The organism is Paenibacillus sp. Dod16, from assembly GCF_049893405.1.
Taxonomy (GTDB): domain Bacteria; phylum Bacillota; class Bacilli; order Paenibacillales; family Paenibacillaceae; genus Paenibacillus_AQ.
Genome location: NZ_JBNDYG010000011.1, coordinates 18547 through 35173, shown reverse-complemented (window position 1 = coordinate 35173; position 16627 = coordinate 18547). Strand labels below are relative to the sequence as shown.

13 protein-coding genes are annotated in these 16627 nt (G+C 51.5%); 12 read left to right on the top strand and 1 reads right to left on the bottom strand.

All coding sequences use genetic code 11. The annotated features are described in order from the left end of the window. The first annotated feature begins 51 nt into the window (after nucleotides 1-51). On the top strand, nucleotides 52-534 hold the full coding sequence (gene bcp, locus ACPV3A_RS10895) for a thioredoxin-dependent thiol peroxidase (RefSeq protein WP_426199531.1): 483 nt from the start codon (nucleotides 52-54) through the stop codon (nucleotides 532-534). A gap of 471 nt (nucleotides 535-1005) precedes the next feature. On the opposite strand, the gene ACPV3A_RS10890 is transcribed toward bcp, so the two are convergent. Beyond that, nucleotides 1006-1188: a hypothetical protein gene (locus ACPV3A_RS10890; RefSeq protein WP_426199529.1), complete on the bottom strand. Its 183-nt coding sequence runs from the start codon at nucleotides 1186-1188 to the stop codon at nucleotides 1006-1008. A gap of 104 nt (nucleotides 1189-1292) precedes the next feature. Between ACPV3A_RS10890 and ACPV3A_RS10885 the strand changes: the two genes are divergently transcribed. The 11 genes from ACPV3A_RS10885 to ACPV3A_RS10835 all read left to right on the top strand — a co-directional run bounded on the left by ACPV3A_RS10885 (nucleotide 1293) and on the right by ACPV3A_RS10835 (nucleotide 16579). Further along, nucleotides 1293-2600 carry a polysaccharide deacetylase family protein gene (locus ACPV3A_RS10885; protein ID WP_426199527.1) on the top strand — a complete coding sequence of 436 codons (1308 nt, stop codon included), beginning with the start codon at nucleotides 1293-1295 and terminating at the stop codon, nucleotides 2598-2600. A gap of 270 nt (nucleotides 2601-2870) precedes the next feature. Next, nucleotides 2871-3341, top strand: a complete 471-nt coding sequence (locus tag ACPV3A_RS10880; protein ID WP_194540930.1) for a DUF1641 domain-containing protein — start codon at nucleotides 2871-2873, stop codon at nucleotides 3339-3341. A 31-nt stretch (nucleotides 3342-3372) separates the two neighbouring features. Continuing rightward, nucleotides 3373-4548, top strand: coding sequence for an NAD(P)/FAD-dependent oxidoreductase (locus ACPV3A_RS10875; protein ID WP_071220853.1), 1176 nt, complete (start codon nucleotides 3373-3375; stop codon nucleotides 4546-4548). Between the two features lie 313 nt (nucleotides 4549-4861). Then, complete coding sequence (locus ACPV3A_RS10870) at nucleotides 4862-6640, top strand: histidine kinase (protein WP_426199524.1); 1779 nt, start codon at nucleotides 4862-4864, stop codon at nucleotides 6638-6640. Next, on the top strand, nucleotides 6615-8168 hold the full coding sequence (locus ACPV3A_RS10865) for a response regulator (RefSeq protein WP_426199522.1): 1554 nt from the start codon (nucleotides 6615-6617) through the stop codon (nucleotides 8166-8168). The genes ACPV3A_RS10870 and ACPV3A_RS10865 overlap by 26 nt, the downstream gene beginning before the upstream one ends. Before the next feature lie 140 nt (nucleotides 8169-8308). Further along, the gene (locus tag ACPV3A_RS10860) at nucleotides 8309-9631 is read left to right on the top strand and encodes an ABC transporter substrate-binding protein (RefSeq protein WP_071220850.1); all 1323 of its coding nucleotides are present in this window, start codon (nucleotides 8309-8311) and stop codon (nucleotides 9629-9631) included. Between the two features lie 30 nt (nucleotides 9632-9661). Further along, a complete protein-coding gene (locus ACPV3A_RS10855) occupies nucleotides 9662-10612 on the top strand; it encodes a carbohydrate ABC transporter permease (protein ID WP_113059341.1) in 951 nt (316 codons plus the stop codon). Between the two features lie 31 nt (nucleotides 10613-10643). Further along, nucleotides 10644-11477 carry a carbohydrate ABC transporter permease gene (locus ACPV3A_RS10850; RefSeq protein WP_113059342.1) on the top strand — a complete coding sequence of 278 codons (834 nt, stop codon included), beginning with the start codon at nucleotides 10644-10646 and terminating at the stop codon, nucleotides 11475-11477. 188 nt (nucleotides 11478-11665) lie between these two features. After that, the gene (locus ACPV3A_RS10845; RefSeq protein WP_426199519.1) at nucleotides 11666-13213 is read left to right on the top strand and encodes a response regulator transcription factor; all 1548 of its coding nucleotides are present in this window, start codon (nucleotides 11666-11668) and stop codon (nucleotides 13211-13213) included. A gap of 17 nt (nucleotides 13214-13230) precedes the next feature. Beyond that, nucleotides 13231-15075 carry a histidine kinase gene (locus tag ACPV3A_RS10840; RefSeq protein WP_426199517.1) on the top strand — a complete coding sequence of 615 codons (1845 nt, stop codon included), beginning with the start codon at nucleotides 13231-13233 and terminating at the stop codon, nucleotides 15073-15075. Beyond that, nucleotides 15047-16579 (top strand): response regulator transcription factor, encoded by a 1533-nt coding sequence (locus tag ACPV3A_RS10835; RefSeq protein WP_220686547.1) that lies wholly within the window; start codon nucleotides 15047-15049, stop codon nucleotides 16577-16579. The genes ACPV3A_RS10840 and ACPV3A_RS10835 overlap by 29 nt, the downstream gene beginning before the upstream one ends. Nucleotides 16580-16627: the final 48 nt, after the last annotated feature.

The window sequence follows — 16627 nt, the reverse complement described above, 5'->3', positions numbered from 1 at the left end:
TTTTTTCGAAAAGACAATCAATTTTCGGGACTAAAGTCCGTATTTTAGGAGTTGAGCATTATTGTAGATCAAACGCAGTTAACAGTTGGAAGCCAGGTGCCGGATTTTTCACTTCCGGCTTCGAACGGGGAGAAGGTAGCTTTAAGCGATTTTCGTGGACGTAAAGTCGTGCTGTTCTTCTATCCGAAAAATATGACCCCAACCTGCACGGAAGAGGCTTGCAGCTTCCGGGACCATTATGGAAGCTTGGAGCAGGCAGGGGCAGTCGTGATCGGGATTAGCCCGGATCCCCTGAAATCCCATGCCAAATTCATCGATAAGCATAGCCTGCCCTACATGCTCTTGTCTGATGAGGAGCATAAGGTAAGCGAAATGTTTGACGTGTGGCAGATGAAGAAGATGTTCGGCCGCGAGTATATGGGTATTGTACGCTCGACCTTCCTAATTGATGAGCAGGGAAAGCTGGCCGCCGAGTGGCGAAAAGTGAAAGTAAAAGGTCATGTCGAAGCGGTTCTCGCAGCCGTGCTGTCATAGCTATATGAAGAACGGTCCCTCAGCATGCCTGAACAGGCATGATAAGGGACCTTTTTTTAAATAAATAAGACCAGAGGTATAGGTCGGCGAAGGGAGAGTAGGGGGCCACCGGCTCTCGCAGCGGCTCGCCCGCGTTTTGGCTATTTACCGAAAACGAGCTGTTTCGGGCCGGCAGACATAGGATCCTCTGTATGCTGTAAAAACAAGCTGTTTTTGAGCCCATTTGGACACTCGATCCGCTATTTACCGAAAACCGATCCATTTGGTAGGCCATCCGGACAGAGGATCCGTTAATGCACCCAAAATCACGAATTTAGCCCGGAATATCTTGCAATAGCGGATCTCATGTCCTCATACCTCCATTAAAGGGCAGAAAACAAAGGAATAGCGGAACCACAGTCCTCGAATATCATCAAATACCGCTAATCCAGGAGAATCGAGCTGTTTGGGAGTACCATGCGCTGTTGCCCGTCATTCGCTTGGTTCTCCGTCGATTCCAGGACCCAGCCACAACACCTGGCTTTTAGCAGCGTTCACGGCATTGCCCCGGAAGGGACCGCTGCCCTCAAGGAGGGCGGATACGACATTGCCGGAAGAACCGGAGAAGATTCGCACGACCGCGCCATTTTCTTGTCTGACCGGATGTTCTATCATCCCTTCCGGTTGTAAAATATCAAATCCTAGTCTTTTTTTGAAACGCCCTCCATATAATCTATCAGGAAGCCGAACTCATAGAAACGATGGAGGTAGAGTTGATAATGAAAAATATGGTGCGGGTAACATCAATTGCGGTATTTTTCGGCGTGTTGGCATTGCTGATCATGATCGGTATGGGGCTTGAGGTCCAGCGGCCGATAGACATATATGTGGAACAGGCTCCTCTGGCATCGGCGTCAATGACAATAACTCGACAGGATGTACAGGTGAAGCCGGAAGAGGCCAGCCTGCCAATCGTCACGACTGCATTCAAGAATACACCGGCCGTGAACGCCGCACCTGTTCAATATAAGAAACAAAATGACAAAACGGTATACCTGACATTTGACGACGGGCCATCGGATCTGACGCTGGATGTTCTGGATATTTTGAAGCGCGAAGGAATTAAAGGCACATTTTTTGTACTGGGCAAGGAGGCGGAGACCCGTCCCGAAATTATCAACCGCATCTATGAGGAAGGCCATGTGATTGGGAATCATACATATGATCATCGTTATGACGAGCTCTACGGGCATTTTCAGGATTTCTGGGGGCAGATTAAGAAGACGGAGGAAATCATTCGTTTAATTACGGGTGAACGGCCGCAGCTGGTCAGAGCTCCCGGGGGGACGGCCGGACATTTTGACGAAGCCTATTTTCAATACATGAAGCAGGGGGGATATCATGTATTCGATTGGAACGTCGACAGCGGCGATTCCAAGTATCGAGGCGTTCCGGTTAAAGACATCGTCAAAGGGGCAACCACAAAAGTGAATGGCAATGAGGCGATCGTGCTTCTTCATGACGGTAAAGGGCATGCTGAGAGCGTCAAGGCCCTGCCGGAGATAATTTCCTATTATAAAAAGCAAGGTTATGCCTTTGACGTATTGTCTCCGGATATCCAGCCTGTTCAATTTCGTGCCCAGCAGAGTGCTCGTAAGGCTTCGCAGCCTTCAAAGCAGTGGATTCGCGAGCATGTCACAGCCAATGCCGCGCTATTTGAGACCGGGAGAACGCTGGCTGTGGAATTCGGAGGAATGGAGACTGCGTTCGCGGCAGGTGAATACAAAATGGTGGACGGCCGGTTGATGGTACCGCTGCGATCCCTGGTGGAGCGGCTCGGCGGAAGCGTGACCTGGAAGTCTCACAACAAGACCGTACAGGTGACACTTGCAGGGAATCGCTGGGAAGCCGACCCGGTGGGTGGCTTGCTATTCCCCATGCAAACAGGGGGCAAACCGGTGTCTTCGGATGTTCATTTAATCGGCGGTACCGCTTGGATTCCGCTTCGGGAAGCGCTTGACTTTTCCGGCAGCCCTGTTACAAGAGTTACATATGAAGAAAGCGAGTATCGCGTTCTAACTTTGTAGTCGAAAATTGCATTTTATGTTTGTAATTATGCTTCACAAGTTATAGACTAGTACTTAGAGATATTTATCACAATCCCTAAGATTGTTTCCGAATAAAGGAGGGGGAAATTTCCCCCTGCTTTATTTTTGGCGATAGTGAGTCACCCATAAGTTCGCACTTTTGTAAGTGATGCATAATAGATACCGGTTATCCCAAAGTTAAAGCTAGCCGGTTCGATCGTCGCCAAGTTCATCTTGGGAATTCACTTAAAGAAAAGGAGGCAATTCTTTATGACAGAAACATCTTCTCCACAGCCGTCCGAAACTCCGGAAAATGTTGTAGGAAACCAAGAAGCTGCGGCGTCCAGCCGTCCTGATGTGCTGCTCGAACAACTGCTGAAGCCCGAGGTTCAGGAATCCCTCACAACTCTCGTGGACAATCTTCCAAAACTTACGGAAATGCTGACCGTCATGACTAAAGCTTATGACTTCGGTAAATCCGTAGCTACGGATCCCGTGCTTGCGGAAGACACCATGGCTTCCCTTAGCGGATTCGCGAAGCCAATCACGACAGCAGCAAAAAGCGTTGCATCTGCAGCCATCGAAGCCGGAGACCGTGTACACGCTCAAGGCGACCAAGCTCAGATCGGCGTATTTGGTCTGATGAAAATGCTGAAAGATCCTCAGGTTCAAAAGGGTCTTCGCTATGCTCAGGCTTTTTTGGACGTTCTTAACGAGCGCGACCAACAAAACAAGCGTTAATCCATAATCATACGAAGAACGGAGGATGGTCATGTCTAAACATATTTTAATTTTGGGCGGAGGCTATGGCGGCTTGCTTAGTGCGCTTTCTGCACGCGAGCATTTTGGTGCTGCTGCAAAAATCACGCTGATCAACCGTTTCCCAACCCATCAGATCATTACGGAATTGCACCGTCTGGCAGCAGGCAACATCGCAGAGAAAGCAGTAGCTTTGCCGCTCGACAAGCTTCTGCGCGGCGCGAACGTTGACCTGCGCATCGGCAACGTAAAGGAAATCAAGCCGGATGAGCGTTCGGTTTCCCTCGATGACGGCGGAAACTTCACCTATGATGCCCTGGTTATCGCACTGGGCAGTGAAACGGCATTCTTCGGCATTCCGGGACTGCAAGAGAACAGCTTCATTCTGAAGTCCGTGAACGATGCTAATCGTCTGCGTGCTCATGTAGAGTCCCGCATTGCGGAATACAGCAAAACGAAAAACAAAGCGGACGCTACCATCGTGGTTGGCGGCGGCGGCTTGACTGGCGTTGAGCTTGTTGGTGAATATGCCGATATGAGAAGCGAGCTGGCTCGCAAATACGGTATTGACCCACAAGAAATCACGCTTTATTGTGTTGAAGCAGCTCCTTCGATTCTGCCGGGCTTCCCTGCTGAATTGGTTGACCGCGCGACAACAAGCCTGCAGAAACGCGGCGTGAACTTCCTGACCGGATTGCCAATTACCAAAATGGACGGTACAACCGTTGAACTGAAAGACGGCAGCACGATCGAAACCAGCACATTGGTATGGACTGGCGGCGTACAGGGCAACTCCGTTGTGGCTAACTGCGGCATCGAAGTCAATCGCGGACGTGCGGTTGTTAACGAATTCCTGCAATCCGCATCTCACCCTGATGTATACGTTGCAGGCGACAGCGCGGTGGTTATGGGACCTGAAGGTCGTCCATACCCTCCAACGGCACAGCTCGCATGGCAAATGGGCGAGCTGATCGGCTACAACATCTTCGCTCAATTGAACGGCGGCGCACCAGCTTCGTTCACACCGGTATTCTCCGGTACGCTCGGCAGCTTGGGACGTAAAGATGCCATCGGTACCATTGGCGCTAACAAGACCCAATTGAAAGGTCTGCCTGCAACCTTGATGAAAGAAGCAAGTAACATGCGTTACCTGTCCCACATCAACGGTTTGTTTACACTGGCTTACTAAGCCTAGAAGGCGGCATTATATCCACATATAAAGAGATGGACCCGAGATTTTCGGGTCCATCTCTTTTTTTATTTGCGCAGCCCAAACATAAGCAGATGGACTTAGGGACATCGACATGAAAACATAATACGATGATTACACCCGGGAGCGAGGGATACAACAGGACCTTCATGGTGCTCCGGAGCGGGATGTTAGAGAAGGAGGTAAGGGAAAGGCAGAAGGTGAAAAGGAAGAAGAAAGAAGGTCAAACAGTTATGTAAGCGCTATCGTAAAAGGTTCGCAGTTTTCATTTTATGAAACGGAGGGAGCTTGTATGCGGGGATATCATCGTCTTCATTCCATTGTCACTCAACTGTTTTTGTTTTTTTTCATCGGCACAACACTCCCGGTTCTCATTATGGGGTTCCTGTCGTATAACAAATCGGCCTCGATCGTGGAGGAACAGGTCAGTAAAGTGGCTTCCCTCACCATCACCCAAGTCAGTGACAAGCTGAACATGTTCTTCAAGAAGCTGGACGATTCCTCGATGATGGTGCTGAACAGCAAGGTAGTTCACGGCATACTAGAGGATCAGAATATCAGTAAGTATGACCTGACATTGAAGGTGAAGGAGGGGAAGGACCTGCTGACCTCCATCATGATTAACTCGCCGGAGATATTGGACGTGTACGTGTTTGACGTGCAGCGTAACAATTCGGTTCTCAGTGCCGATTCCTTGATGTCCATCCCGGACCAGTGGGATTCTCCATGGTATCGATCGATTCTGGAGGCGAACGGACAGGCGGTATGGTTCGGCTTGTCGGATACCTCCTACCTGAAGCAAACGGGAATGGGATTTCCGGTCTTCGGACTAGGTCGGGCGATTCGGAGCTGGGATACAGGGGAGATTGTCGGAGTCATGTTTATCGAGATTATGGGGGATGTCCTGATCGATGAATTAAACCACGTCCAGTTCGGGGACACGGGGTATATGTACGTGGCCAATGACGAGAATCGTTACTTCTATCATCCGGATCCTTCGATGTACGGGAGGCAGTCCCGGATCAAGCTGCCCTCGGATTTGACGGAATATAACTTAAACAACAACAAAACGCTGATGATCCCCTCGCGCCTGAACAACGGCTGGCATGTGGTAGGCATGGTGCCGCTGAAGGAACTAACGGCCGATTCCGCCAGTATCCGGAGCTTCACGGTCTGGATTGTATTCGGATCGATTCTGGCAGCGATCGGCATGGGTTATTTCATGACGCGGAGAATCGGCAATCCGCTCGTTCACCTGAGCCGCTTGATGCGCAGAAGCGAGGCAGGCGATTTATCGGTCCGCAGCAAGAATGTAGGACCCAGCGAGATCGGTCAGTTGGGCAGAAGCTTTAACAAAATGATAGAGCAGATCGACCTCCTGATCCGGCGCATCGCCGCGGAGGAGTCCGAAAAGAAAAAAGCCGAAATCCGCGCGCTGCGGTATCAGATCAATCCCCATTTTCTCTACAATACGCTGAACTCGATCCGCTGGATGGCCAAGCTGAACCGGACGAATGACGTGGATCAATCGGTTACGGCCCTTGTTCATCTGCTGGAGGGGAGCCTGGAGCGCAATGGGGTGTTCATACGCCTTGGCGATGAACTGGAGCTGCTTCGCAAATATATGATCATCCAGAATTACCGCTATGACCACCAAATCGAGTTAAGGATCGATTGCCCCGAGGAGATGGAGGGCCTTTATGTTCCCCGGATGCTGCTGCAGCCGATCGTGGAGAATGCGATCTTTCACGGAATTGCCCCGCTTGATGAAAGGGGCGTCATTCAGATCCGGATAACATCGCAGCAGCAGGATGTCATGGTACGGATCGAGGACAATGGAGTCGGCATTAAGCCTGAACGAATAAAAGGACTGCTGTCCTATGAGCAGGATCACTCCAAGCATGGCATGACCCATATCGGCCTGTGTCATGTTCACCAGACAGTTCAGCTGTATTACGGCAGCAGATATGGGGTATGGGTGGAAAGCCCGGAAGACGGAGGAACGCGGGTCACAATCACGTTTGCGAGACAAAGGGGGGACGATTATGTACAGAGTGCTGCTCGTGGATGACGAAGCGATCGCGCGTACGGGGCTGCGCTCGACCTTCGACTGGGAGAAATACGGTTACCGGCTTGTGGGCGAGGCCTCGAATGGACAGCGGGCCATGAAGTGGATCGTAAACGGGGATTTGGACATTCTGATCACGGATATCGCGATGCCGGTCATGGACGGGTTAGAACTGACCCGTCGGACAAGGGAGCTTTGTCCTTGGGTAAAGGTACTGCTGCTCAGCTGTCATAGCGATTTCGAATACGTGCGCGAAGGCATCAGGCTTGGTGCTTCCGATTACATTCTCAAGCCGACGCTCGATGCGGACTCTCTGGGTGCCGTGCTTGATCACATGCGTCTGAAGCTGGAAGAGGAGAAGCAGATGCAGCGGATTCTGACCGAGCATGAGCAGCAGCAGCGGCTGAATAAGAAGAAGGCCGCCGAGAAAATGCTCTTTCAGGCTCTTTCCGGAGAGCCGGGCGCAATCGCCAGCCTGGAAGCACGAAATCTTAACGGCGCTTATATGCTGGCCGTGCTCCAGCTTGATTCTGACCCAGGGGCTGGCACGGCAGGGGTGCAGCACAAGGATTGGCATGACGAGATCGAGCGATTAATGGAACAGCTGTATGACCAGGTGCCGGAGGCGCTGGCAGTTCGGCTGGAGACGGACCGGATCGCTGTATGCTTGCCGTTAGGGGACGAAGCAAATCGGCAGGTTTTAGAGCACGAAGCGGCTATCCATCTGCCGATCCGATGCACCATGGGGCTCAGCAGGAGATATAACGGCATGGATAAGCTGCAGGAAGCGTTTCGAGAAGCTAGCGAGAGCCTGGAGGGCCTTTTCTTCCATCGAGATCAACAGATTCTTCGGGCAGAGGAGCTCCCTCTTACCGATGCCGATTTGGCCCAGAAGACGTCTGCTTCCGAGATGCATGCCCTTAGAGCCGCCCTGGCGGTCGGAAACATGGTCAAAACCGAAGAGCGGCTGCAGTCGGTCATGCAGCGCTGGCAGCCCGGACGGATGAAGAAGCAGGAGGTTCTCCGGGAAGCAGAGGAACTTCTGAGCTTGCTCGCTATGTTTCATCTTCCCGGCGGCCCGCCGCTTCCGCAGATCGGGGAAGTGGGCAAGCTTCGTTCGGTGGAGGAAGTGAAAGAGTTGGTGCTCCAAGGCTTCCATACCTTGCGTGAGGAGGCTATGCGGCACCCCTTACCGGAATCCACGCTGCATGAACGGATCGTGCTGCAGGCCGTTCAATATATTAAGGCGCACTTTGCCGAGCCGATCTCCTTGCAGGAGGTGGCGGACGAAGTGGCCGTAAGCCGCAACTATTTTAGCGAAATGTTTAAGCGCGTCACCGGACATAACTTCATTGACTATGTGATTGATCTGCGGCTGAAACGGGCCAAGGAGCTGCTCTCCACCACATCGCTGCGCGTGTATGAGGTGGCGGATCGCTCCGGATTCAATGACGTGAAATACTTCAGCAAACTGTTCAAGAAGATGGTAGGCATGACGCCCGCGGAATACCAGGGACAGCATCGAAAATAATGGGAATTTCATAGGATCGGAAAAGAATCCACTTTTTCGGAACAAAATCCGTTCAAAAGCTTTTTGTCAAAATTTTATAATTAAAGCGTTTACAAGAGCTTACCAGCGAGTCCAAATCTGGTTTGAATGGAGGAAATGAAATGACAAGGAAACAGGTGAGAGGGTCATTGCTTGCAATCATTCTTCTACTATCATCCATACTCCAAGCGTGTGGAGGCGGTGGAACATCAGAAGGTGGGGAGTCCGGAAGCGGTGAGAAGGTCAAGATCAAATGGGCGACCTGGGGAAATCCCGGCGAGCTTACCCGCTTTCAGGAGCTCACGAAGGACTTTAATAAGAAGCACTCGGACATTGAGGTCGAATTTATTCCGATTCCGGGCGAATATGATCAGAAAATATTAACCCAATTAACAGGAGGGACCGCCCCGGATATCTTCTATGCAGGGGACGCCCTGGTTGTGAAACTGATCGAGAATCAGAGCATTGAGAATTTGACGCCGTATATGGACGCACCGGAAAGCGTGATCAAGAAGGAGGATTATTTTGAAGGCTTGTGGGGCGCAGCCGTTCGGGACGGTCAGACCTTCGGGGTGCCGGTGGACTGTAATCCGATGGTGCTGTGGTACAACAAGAAGGTGCTGAAGGAAGCAGGGATCACCGAGATGCCGGCCGACCTTCAGGCGAACGGACAGTGGACCTGGGACAAATTCAAGGAAATGTCGGACAAGATTCGGGACAGCAAAAAGTACGGCTACGTGCTGGATAACTCCTGGAACAGCTATCACAGCTGGGTTACTTCCAACGGCGGCCGAGTATACGACGACGAAGGGAACTTCGTAGCGGCTTCGGATCCGAAGGCGATGGAGGCGTTCCGCTTCCTGTACGACAACGTGAAATCCAAAAACATTACCTTCTCCGGCACGCTTCCCAAAGGGCAGGGCGGGGATGCCATGTTTATGTCCAACCAGGTCGGATTTGTAGCTGCAGGCCGCTGGTACCTGCCGCTGTTCAAGAAGAATCAAGGGCTTGAATATGACGTGGTCACATGGCCAACCAATACCGGCAATAAAATCGAGCCTGCCGGTATCCCGACCGCATACATGGTGATGAACAAGGCATCGAAGAATAAGGAAGCGGCATACACCTTCTTCTCCGAGTACGTAAGCAAAGAGGGTCAACGTTTCCGCCTGCAGGGCGGCGGCAATGCGGTCCCGTCGGTACAGGGAACGGATGAAGTGGTGCTGGAAGGCAATCTGCCGGAGCATGCCCAGTTATTCCTGGACGCGCGTGAGATCGGGTATTCCCTGACTCCGTTCGAGGCCGGTATTCCCGGACTTAGCCAGGATATTACGTCCAAGTTCGAGGCGCTGTGGCTGAAAGATCAGGATCTGGAAAGCTCCTTGAAGGATATTCAGGATATGGCCAACAAGAAAATTCAGGATTACAAGAGCGGCAAGAATTGATCCAGCTCTGGGGAGGAACGGTGAGATGAAATGAACACGCAGCCTGCAGGAAGCTCCGGAGCCGCTCCTTCTCCGGAGCGGATTCCGGAGAGGAGAACGACCTTAAAGAGCAAGACGTCCGACGGTTTATGGGGCTACTTTTTTATCTTTCCCCAGATGATCGGTTTGATCGCTTTTTCATTGGTCCCTCTCATCTCGGCTTTTGTCATCAGCATGATGAACTGGGACGGCATGGGAGCCAAGAAGTTTATCGGTCTCCAAAATTTCGTGTCCCAGCTTCAGGATGAGGAGTTCCACATCGCACTGGTGAACACGGTGTATTACACGATTTTGTCGGTACCGACAGGCATCGTTCTCGCCATGCTGGTAGCGGTAGGCTTGAACCGGGTTCGAGGGAAGATTCTGTACCGGCTGATCTACTTCATGCCGAACATTACGATGTCCGTTGCCGTCGCCGTTGTGTTTATGTGGCTGTTCAACGCCGACTTCGGCCTTATTAACATGTACCTGCAGCAGTGGTTCGGGATAACGGGCCCCTCCTGGCTGACGGATTCCAGGTACGTGATGCCTTCGATTGCTCTGCTGAGCGTCTGGATGGGGCTGGGAGGCAACATGGTGCTGTTCCTTGCCGGGCTTCAGGGCATATCGAGAAGTTATTACGAGGCAGCCGAAATTGACGGCGCCGGCAAATGGCAGCAGCTGATCCATATTACGATACCGCTGCTGTCCCCGACGACCTTTTTCGTAACGATCATGTCCATTATCGGTTCCTTTCAGGTGTTCGACCAGTCGTTTGTCATGACCTCCGGCGGGCCGGCGAAGGCAAGTTATACGCTTGTCTATCACATCTACGAGACCGCCTTTGCGGACTTTACCTTTGGCAAGAGCACGGCATCGGCGGTCATCTTGTTCGTGATGATTCTGTCGCTTACCTTGTTCCAGATGAAAATGTCCAAGCGGTGGGTGCATTACGAAGACTGATGGTCGAACCTTTAGGAAGGAGGGAAAATGAATGATACATCGGGGATTGAGGATGTCCACCGTGGTGCTGCATATCGTGCTGGTCCTAGGCGCCTGCATGATGGCCCTGCCGTTTGTGTGGATGGTGCTGAGCTCGCTCAAGGATTTGTCGCAAGTATTCGTCGTTCCGCCCAAGTGGATTCCGGACCCGTTCATCTGGTCCAACTATAAGGATTCACTGACGGCGCTGCCGTTCGGGCGTGCGTATTTCAACAGCTTCTACATCAATATAATCGTCGTGGTTTCACAGCTGGTTACCTGCTCCATGGCGGCTTATGCTTTTGCCAAAATCACGTTCCCGTTCCGGGAGCCGCTGTTCATTCTGTTTCTGGCAACCATGATGGTGCCCGGACAAGTGACCATTATTCCGCTTTATCTGATCATGAAAAATATCGGATGGCTGGATACGCATCTGGCGATTATCGTCCCTTCTGCGCTGCTGAACGCCTTCGGGGTGTTTTTGCTCCGGCAATTCTTCAGAGGCATTCCGAAGGAGATGGAAGAGGCTGCCATCGTGGACGGTGCGAATCGCTGGACGATCTACGCCCGGATCATGCTTCCTCTAATCAAACCGGCTTTATCGGCACTCGGAATTTTCACCTTTCTCGGGATGTGGAACAACTTCTTTAACCCGCTGATATTTCTCAGCAGCACGGATAAGTTTACCGTGCCGATGATGCTGAATTTGTACCGGGGCATGTATTCAACGGATTGGACACTGATGATGGCGGGGGCCTCCATTGCGCTCGTCCCGGTTCTCATCGTGTATATCATCGGGCAGAAATATATTATTGAAGGCGTTACTTTATCCGGAATTAAGGGGTAGGCGAGCTTAAGCAGCCCGTAAGCGGAGTTCTTGTATAGGAACCCCGCTTACGGGTTATTTGTGTTCTGACCAGGATACCAATATAAAGCAGAGGAGCTGCAGTATATTCTCACAGATATACTAGTATGGTAGTATAAGGTAAAATGAGTGCGCTTACATCTAACATATCATGAAAGGGGACGAGGGTATTGTTCAATGTACTTCTGGTGGACGATGAACCGTGGGTTCTGGAAGGACTTCGAACCATGATCGATTGGAACCGGTTTGGATTTCAAATATGCGGAGAAGCCCTGAGCGCTCCGGAAGCGCTAAAGTTAATGGAACAGTTGAAGCCCGAGCTGGTGATGACGGATATCCACATGCCAGTCCTGAACGGCCTGGAATTGATTGAGCACAGCAAACGGATACTGCCCCTTCCTCCTAAATTCGTTATTTTGAGCGGATATGATGATTTTGGGTACGCGCATCAAGCCATGCGCCAACGGGTCGCCGAGTATTTGCTGAAGCCGATTGATGACGAGGAGATCGAGGCAGTGCTTGCCAAGCTCAGCCATGAGATCCGGGACGAACGAGACGCTGAACGCAGCTACCGGAAGAAAGCGGGCCTTGCCGTCCATTATTTGTTGAACCGGCTCATTCGGGAAGAGTTGAGCCCTGATTTGGCCGAGCAAGCCAGCAATGCGATGCAAATCCAGGGCGAGCCGCTGCTGCAGTGCCTATTGATTGAAACAGGGATTACTGAAACGGGAGTGGATTGGATCGAATGGATGACCGATTACGGGCCCCCGAGCTTACTGGGATGCTTCCAGGACAATAGCGGGAGCATCGGAGTGGTGCTGCATGTCGAGCATTCGACTCCGGATGAGGTCATGGAGACTGCGCTGCAGTTGCAGTCTGCTCTGGCCCGGGAGCTTGAAGGGCCGGTTATCGTGGCGTTAAGCGGCACAGGGGAGGGAATCCAGGCGATCGGAAAGCTTTACAGGCAAAGCGCGGAGGTGCGCGACGATAAGCGAAGCCAAGGCCGAAGCGGCGTGTTTTGTTGCCAAGAACCGAGAGGAGACGAGCGGCTCCGGGGACTTCCCTGCGGATGGATGGACGAATTGCTTTCCATGATTATGGCGGGGGAGCATGCGTCCATCGAGTCATGCTTGGCGCGGATTTTTGCGGCCATGCCCGATCATCTCCTCCACCTGAGGGCTTTTCAAGCCGATGTGGCCGATCTGGAATTGAAGCTGTGTCGAAGAATCGCGGAAATGAATGGAGATCCGGATCTATTCATGAACCGGCTGCAAAGGAAGCTTGGTCATCTGAGTGATGCTTGCCATAAAGCGCCGTTGAAGAATTATATGCGGTTGCTCGCGTTTGAGGCCGCTTCGCAGCTGGAAGAGTTAAGCAAGCTTAACGAGCACAACACCATTTTTCAAGTGATTCAGTATGTCGACCGGGAGTACCGGAGCAGGCTTCAGCTTCAGGATTTGGCACGACATTTCCATATGAACGCCACCTATTTGGGGCAGCTGTTCAAGAAGCATGCTGGCAAGCCGTTCAAGGAATACCTGAATGACAAGCGGATCGAGGAGGCCAAGCTGCTGCTGAAACGGAGCGGAATGAAGGTTTCCGAGATTGCGCTCCATGTCGGGTTCCCGAACGCGGACTATTTTATCCATAAGTTTAAGTTGACAACCGGGATTCTGCCCTCGAATTACAAGAATCATGTTGAAAGCAAGCAGCGCTAAACCGGGAGGGTGCCTTCATGAAGAGAATGTTCAGGCTGGGGAATTTCGTGAACGATATTCCGTTGAAAACTAAATTTTTTCTTATTTTTGTCATTGGTGTACTGCTGCCTATTCTGGTGGTCAACCTCATCTTTATGGATCGGATGTCGGAGCTGATCCGGGAGAGAGAGGAGCAGAACCTCGATATCTCGATGGAGCGGGCTAGGAAGGATATTCATAATTTCATCGACGGCGGGGTGGCTGTAAGTCATGCGCTGAGTACGGATAAGACCCTTTACGAAATGCTCGATCGCGAGTATGAGTCCCAGCTGGACTTCTACGAAACCTTTGATGAACAGCTCCGGAATCGGGTAACGAGCTACATACCGGTTAACAACCAGATTCAGCGGATTAGCATCTTCACCGAAAATTCCACCATTGTGTCCGGCGGCAATTATCATGTGATCAACGATAACGTGCTCGAGAGCGACTGGTATGCGTTGTGGAAGAGCTCGGCCCATCCGGTGCTGGTGGCGGCATACAGGGCTACGGAGGCAAGCAATTCGGCTTCGACGGTTCCGTATTTAAGCGTCATTGAGAAGATGGATTATTTTGATAGCTATTCCACTTATGAGAAGCTGCTTCGCATCGACATCGACCTGAGCAAGATCTATGACGTTATTGTACGGGAACGCGATTATCTGGATATGTATTTGGTGAACGAGAACAATGAGATTATTATGTCGGCCAGCAGCGGTTATGAAAGAGGGAAGTACAGCGCATATTCGAAGCTTGACCTGGAGCAATACGACGAAGAGGATCGGCATGTGTTCTCGATCGGAACGGCCAGGTACGTGAAGGGATGGAAGCTGATCGGCATCAACCGGGGGAGCCGGATTACGAGCGCCATGCTGGATATGCAGCTGTTTACCGTTGTATTGGCAGCGGTTGTTACGCTGGTTGCGGCGGTCTTTATTACCGTTATGCTCCGGTCCTACAATTACCGGGTGAAGCGTTTGTCCCGTCATATGCAGAAGGTGAGCAACGAGAAATTCGACTTGATTGAACTGGACGAAGGCCGGGACGAAATCGGCGGACTCATCCGGAATTTCAATCAGATGACAGCGAAGATGAACTCCCTGATCAACAATGTGTACAAGCTGGAGATTCAGAAGAAAAGCCTGGAGATGGAGCGGGTTCGGGCTGAATTGAACTTTTTGCAGAGCCAGATGAATCCCCATTTCCTGTTCAATACCCTGAATGCGATATTGGTGGTCTGCACGAAGAATCGATACACGGATGTGACGGATATTATCAAAAGCTTGTCCAAGCTGCTTCGCAGACTCCTGAGCTGGAGAGAGGATTTGGTCTCCGTGGAGGAGGAAATCAGATTTATTGAAATGTATCTCAAAATCGAAAAATTCCGCTTTCGGGATAAATTCGAATATCAATTCAACATCGATATGGAAGCGCTTCATTATAAAATTCCGAAAATGAGCATTCAGCCGCTCGTTGAGAATGCATGCAAATATGGCCTGCAGGCGATGGATGGAGCGGGTCTGGTGACCATAAGCGCTTCGGTTGCCCGTGATTATCTTCGCATCGTCATTTCGGATAGCGGTAAGGGCATTGAGCAAAGCAAGCTACGGGACATTATTCTCTCGGTTCGCAACGAGCAGTTCTCGGGCAACAGCTTCGGCATTCGAAACGTATATCGGCGGCTGGAGCTGTACTACGACGATCATGTCATTTTCGACATTGCCAGCACCCCGAATCAAGGGACAACCGTTTCATTCGAGATTCCGATCCGGCTGTTGGAGTCCCGGGAGCATGAAGGCGGAGAGGGGGAGAACCATGCCTTTCAAAGTGCTGTTGATCGATGACGAACCGGGTGCGCTGGAAGGGCTGGCGCTGTGGATCGATTGGGAACGCTTGGGGTTTAGCGTCTGCGGAACCGCGGGCAACGGAGTGGAAGGCTTGAAGATGATTCATGGGCTTGCGCCGGATTTGGTCATTACCGATGTAAACATGCCGCTAATGGACGGGCTTCATATGATTGAAACCTGGCAGCAGCATCACCGGGATAGCGGTGTGAAATTTGCCATCATGAGCGGCTACAGTGAATTTGAATATGCAAGGAAGGCATTGCGGCACGGCATCCATCACTACATGCTGAAGCCTATTATTGCAGAGGAAGCCGAGGAGGAGCTCGGCAAGATTCATGCTGAGCTGATGCAGGAGCATCGCAGATTAAGCCTGAGCGCGATTGCTAAGAGGGAAGAGGATGTTTCGCTGATCATGCAAACGCTCTTGGAGATGCCGCTTAGGGCTAGCGGCCTGTCGAGGCTTCAGGTTTTATCCTCCGCCCATCAAGAGTGGAACGTATGTCTGATCCAAGCGGAGTCTGCCTTGTTTCCTGACGTCAAGGAAACCGTCGCCCGCTTGTCAGCCCACGCGAATTCGGAGTATGTCATCGATCTGGAATCGAACCGGCTTGGTTTGGTGAACGGTTATTCCCCTGACAACGGGAGCGTACCCTCAGGCACGATCCGCGAGCTGGTCCGCCATTATGCAGGACAGCGGCTGTTTATGGCTGTAGGAGAAGGCCAGCAGTCTCTCGTGCATATCCGTCGCTGCTACGAAACCGCCAAGGAAGCCATCGAGCATCAATTTTACGTTCCGGCGTACGGCGGGATGATTTCATATGAAGAGGTACGGGATCGGCCGTTTCATTATCGTTACCCCACGAACCTGATGGATGATGTCATCAGGTCCGTGGAACTCCTCGACAAGAAGGGATACCGCGAGGCTGCCGGATTGGCTGCGTCCAGGTTTGCGGAGCAGCGAATCGCGCCGGGGATCGTGAAGAAAATGGTGATCCATGTTTTGTATAAAATCATGGATTTGGTGAGGGAGGCGGAAGGTGCGGAAGCTCGAATCCTGGCAGCCAAATCTAATGCAGCTGGATTAACGGACGGAACCTTCCATTTGAACGACTTGATGGGAGAGCTGCTGCGCTTCGGGGAAGAGTGCATCGAGCTTCTTCTCAAGGAGCAGGCCCGGCATTCGCAAGGCATAATCCAGGAGATTAACGATTATATTCGGCAGCACTACCGGGAGAATCTGACCATTAAGCGATTGGCGGAGCTTTTTTATCTGCATCCCGTCTATCTCGGCCAGCTGCTGATGCGTAAGAATGGGATTGGCTTCAACGAACTCATACATAATTTGCGGATTGAGGAAGCGGCCGCGCTGTTAAAGCAGAACAAGCTGAAGAACAGCGAAATCGCCGAAAGGGTCGGCTACACCCACTACAACCAATTCCTTAAGCATTTCGAAAAAAGATGGGGCATGGCACCGAATGAGTTCAAGAAGAGGATGTTCTAAAGTTTTTAAGGTTAATGCTTTAATTATAGTATAGTTCGCCTTTGAAAG

Excerpts from the sequence above, each read along its gene's own strand:
- ACPV3A_RS10890 (WP_426199529.1), bottom strand. The coding sequence starts at position 1,188 with ATGATAGAACATCCGGTCAGACAAGAAAATGGCGCGGTCGTGCGAATC.
- ACPV3A_RS10885 (WP_426199527.1), top strand. The coding sequence starts at position 1,293 with ATGAAAAATATGGTGCGGGTAACATCAATTGCGGTATTTTTCGGCGTG.
- ACPV3A_RS10880 (WP_194540930.1), top strand. The coding sequence starts at position 2,871 with ATGACAGAAACATCTTCTCCACAGCCGTCCGAAACTCCGGAAAATGTT.
- ACPV3A_RS10875 (WP_071220853.1), top strand. The coding sequence starts at position 3,373 with ATGTCTAAACATATTTTAATTTTGGGCGGAGGCTATGGCGGCTTGCTT.
- ACPV3A_RS10870 (WP_426199524.1), top strand. The coding sequence starts at position 4,862 with ATGCGGGGATATCATCGTCTTCATTCCATTGTCACTCAACTGTTTTTG.
- ACPV3A_RS10865 (WP_426199522.1), top strand. The coding sequence starts at position 6,615 with ATGTACAGAGTGCTGCTCGTGGATGACGAAGCGATCGCGCGTACGGGG.
- ACPV3A_RS10860 (WP_071220850.1), top strand. The coding sequence starts at position 8,309 with ATGACAAGGAAACAGGTGAGAGGGTCATTGCTTGCAATCATTCTTCTA.
- ACPV3A_RS10855 (WP_113059341.1), top strand. The coding sequence starts at position 9,662 with ATGAACACGCAGCCTGCAGGAAGCTCCGGAGCCGCTCCTTCTCCGGAG.
- ACPV3A_RS10850 (WP_113059342.1), top strand. The coding sequence starts at position 10,644 with ATGATACATCGGGGATTGAGGATGTCCACCGTGGTGCTGCATATCGTG.
- ACPV3A_RS10840 (WP_426199517.1), top strand. The coding sequence starts at position 13,231 with ATGAAGAGAATGTTCAGGCTGGGGAATTTCGTGAACGATATTCCGTTG.
- ACPV3A_RS10835 (WP_220686547.1), top strand. The coding sequence starts at position 15,047 with ATGCCTTTCAAAGTGCTGTTGATCGATGACGAACCGGGTGCGCTGGAA.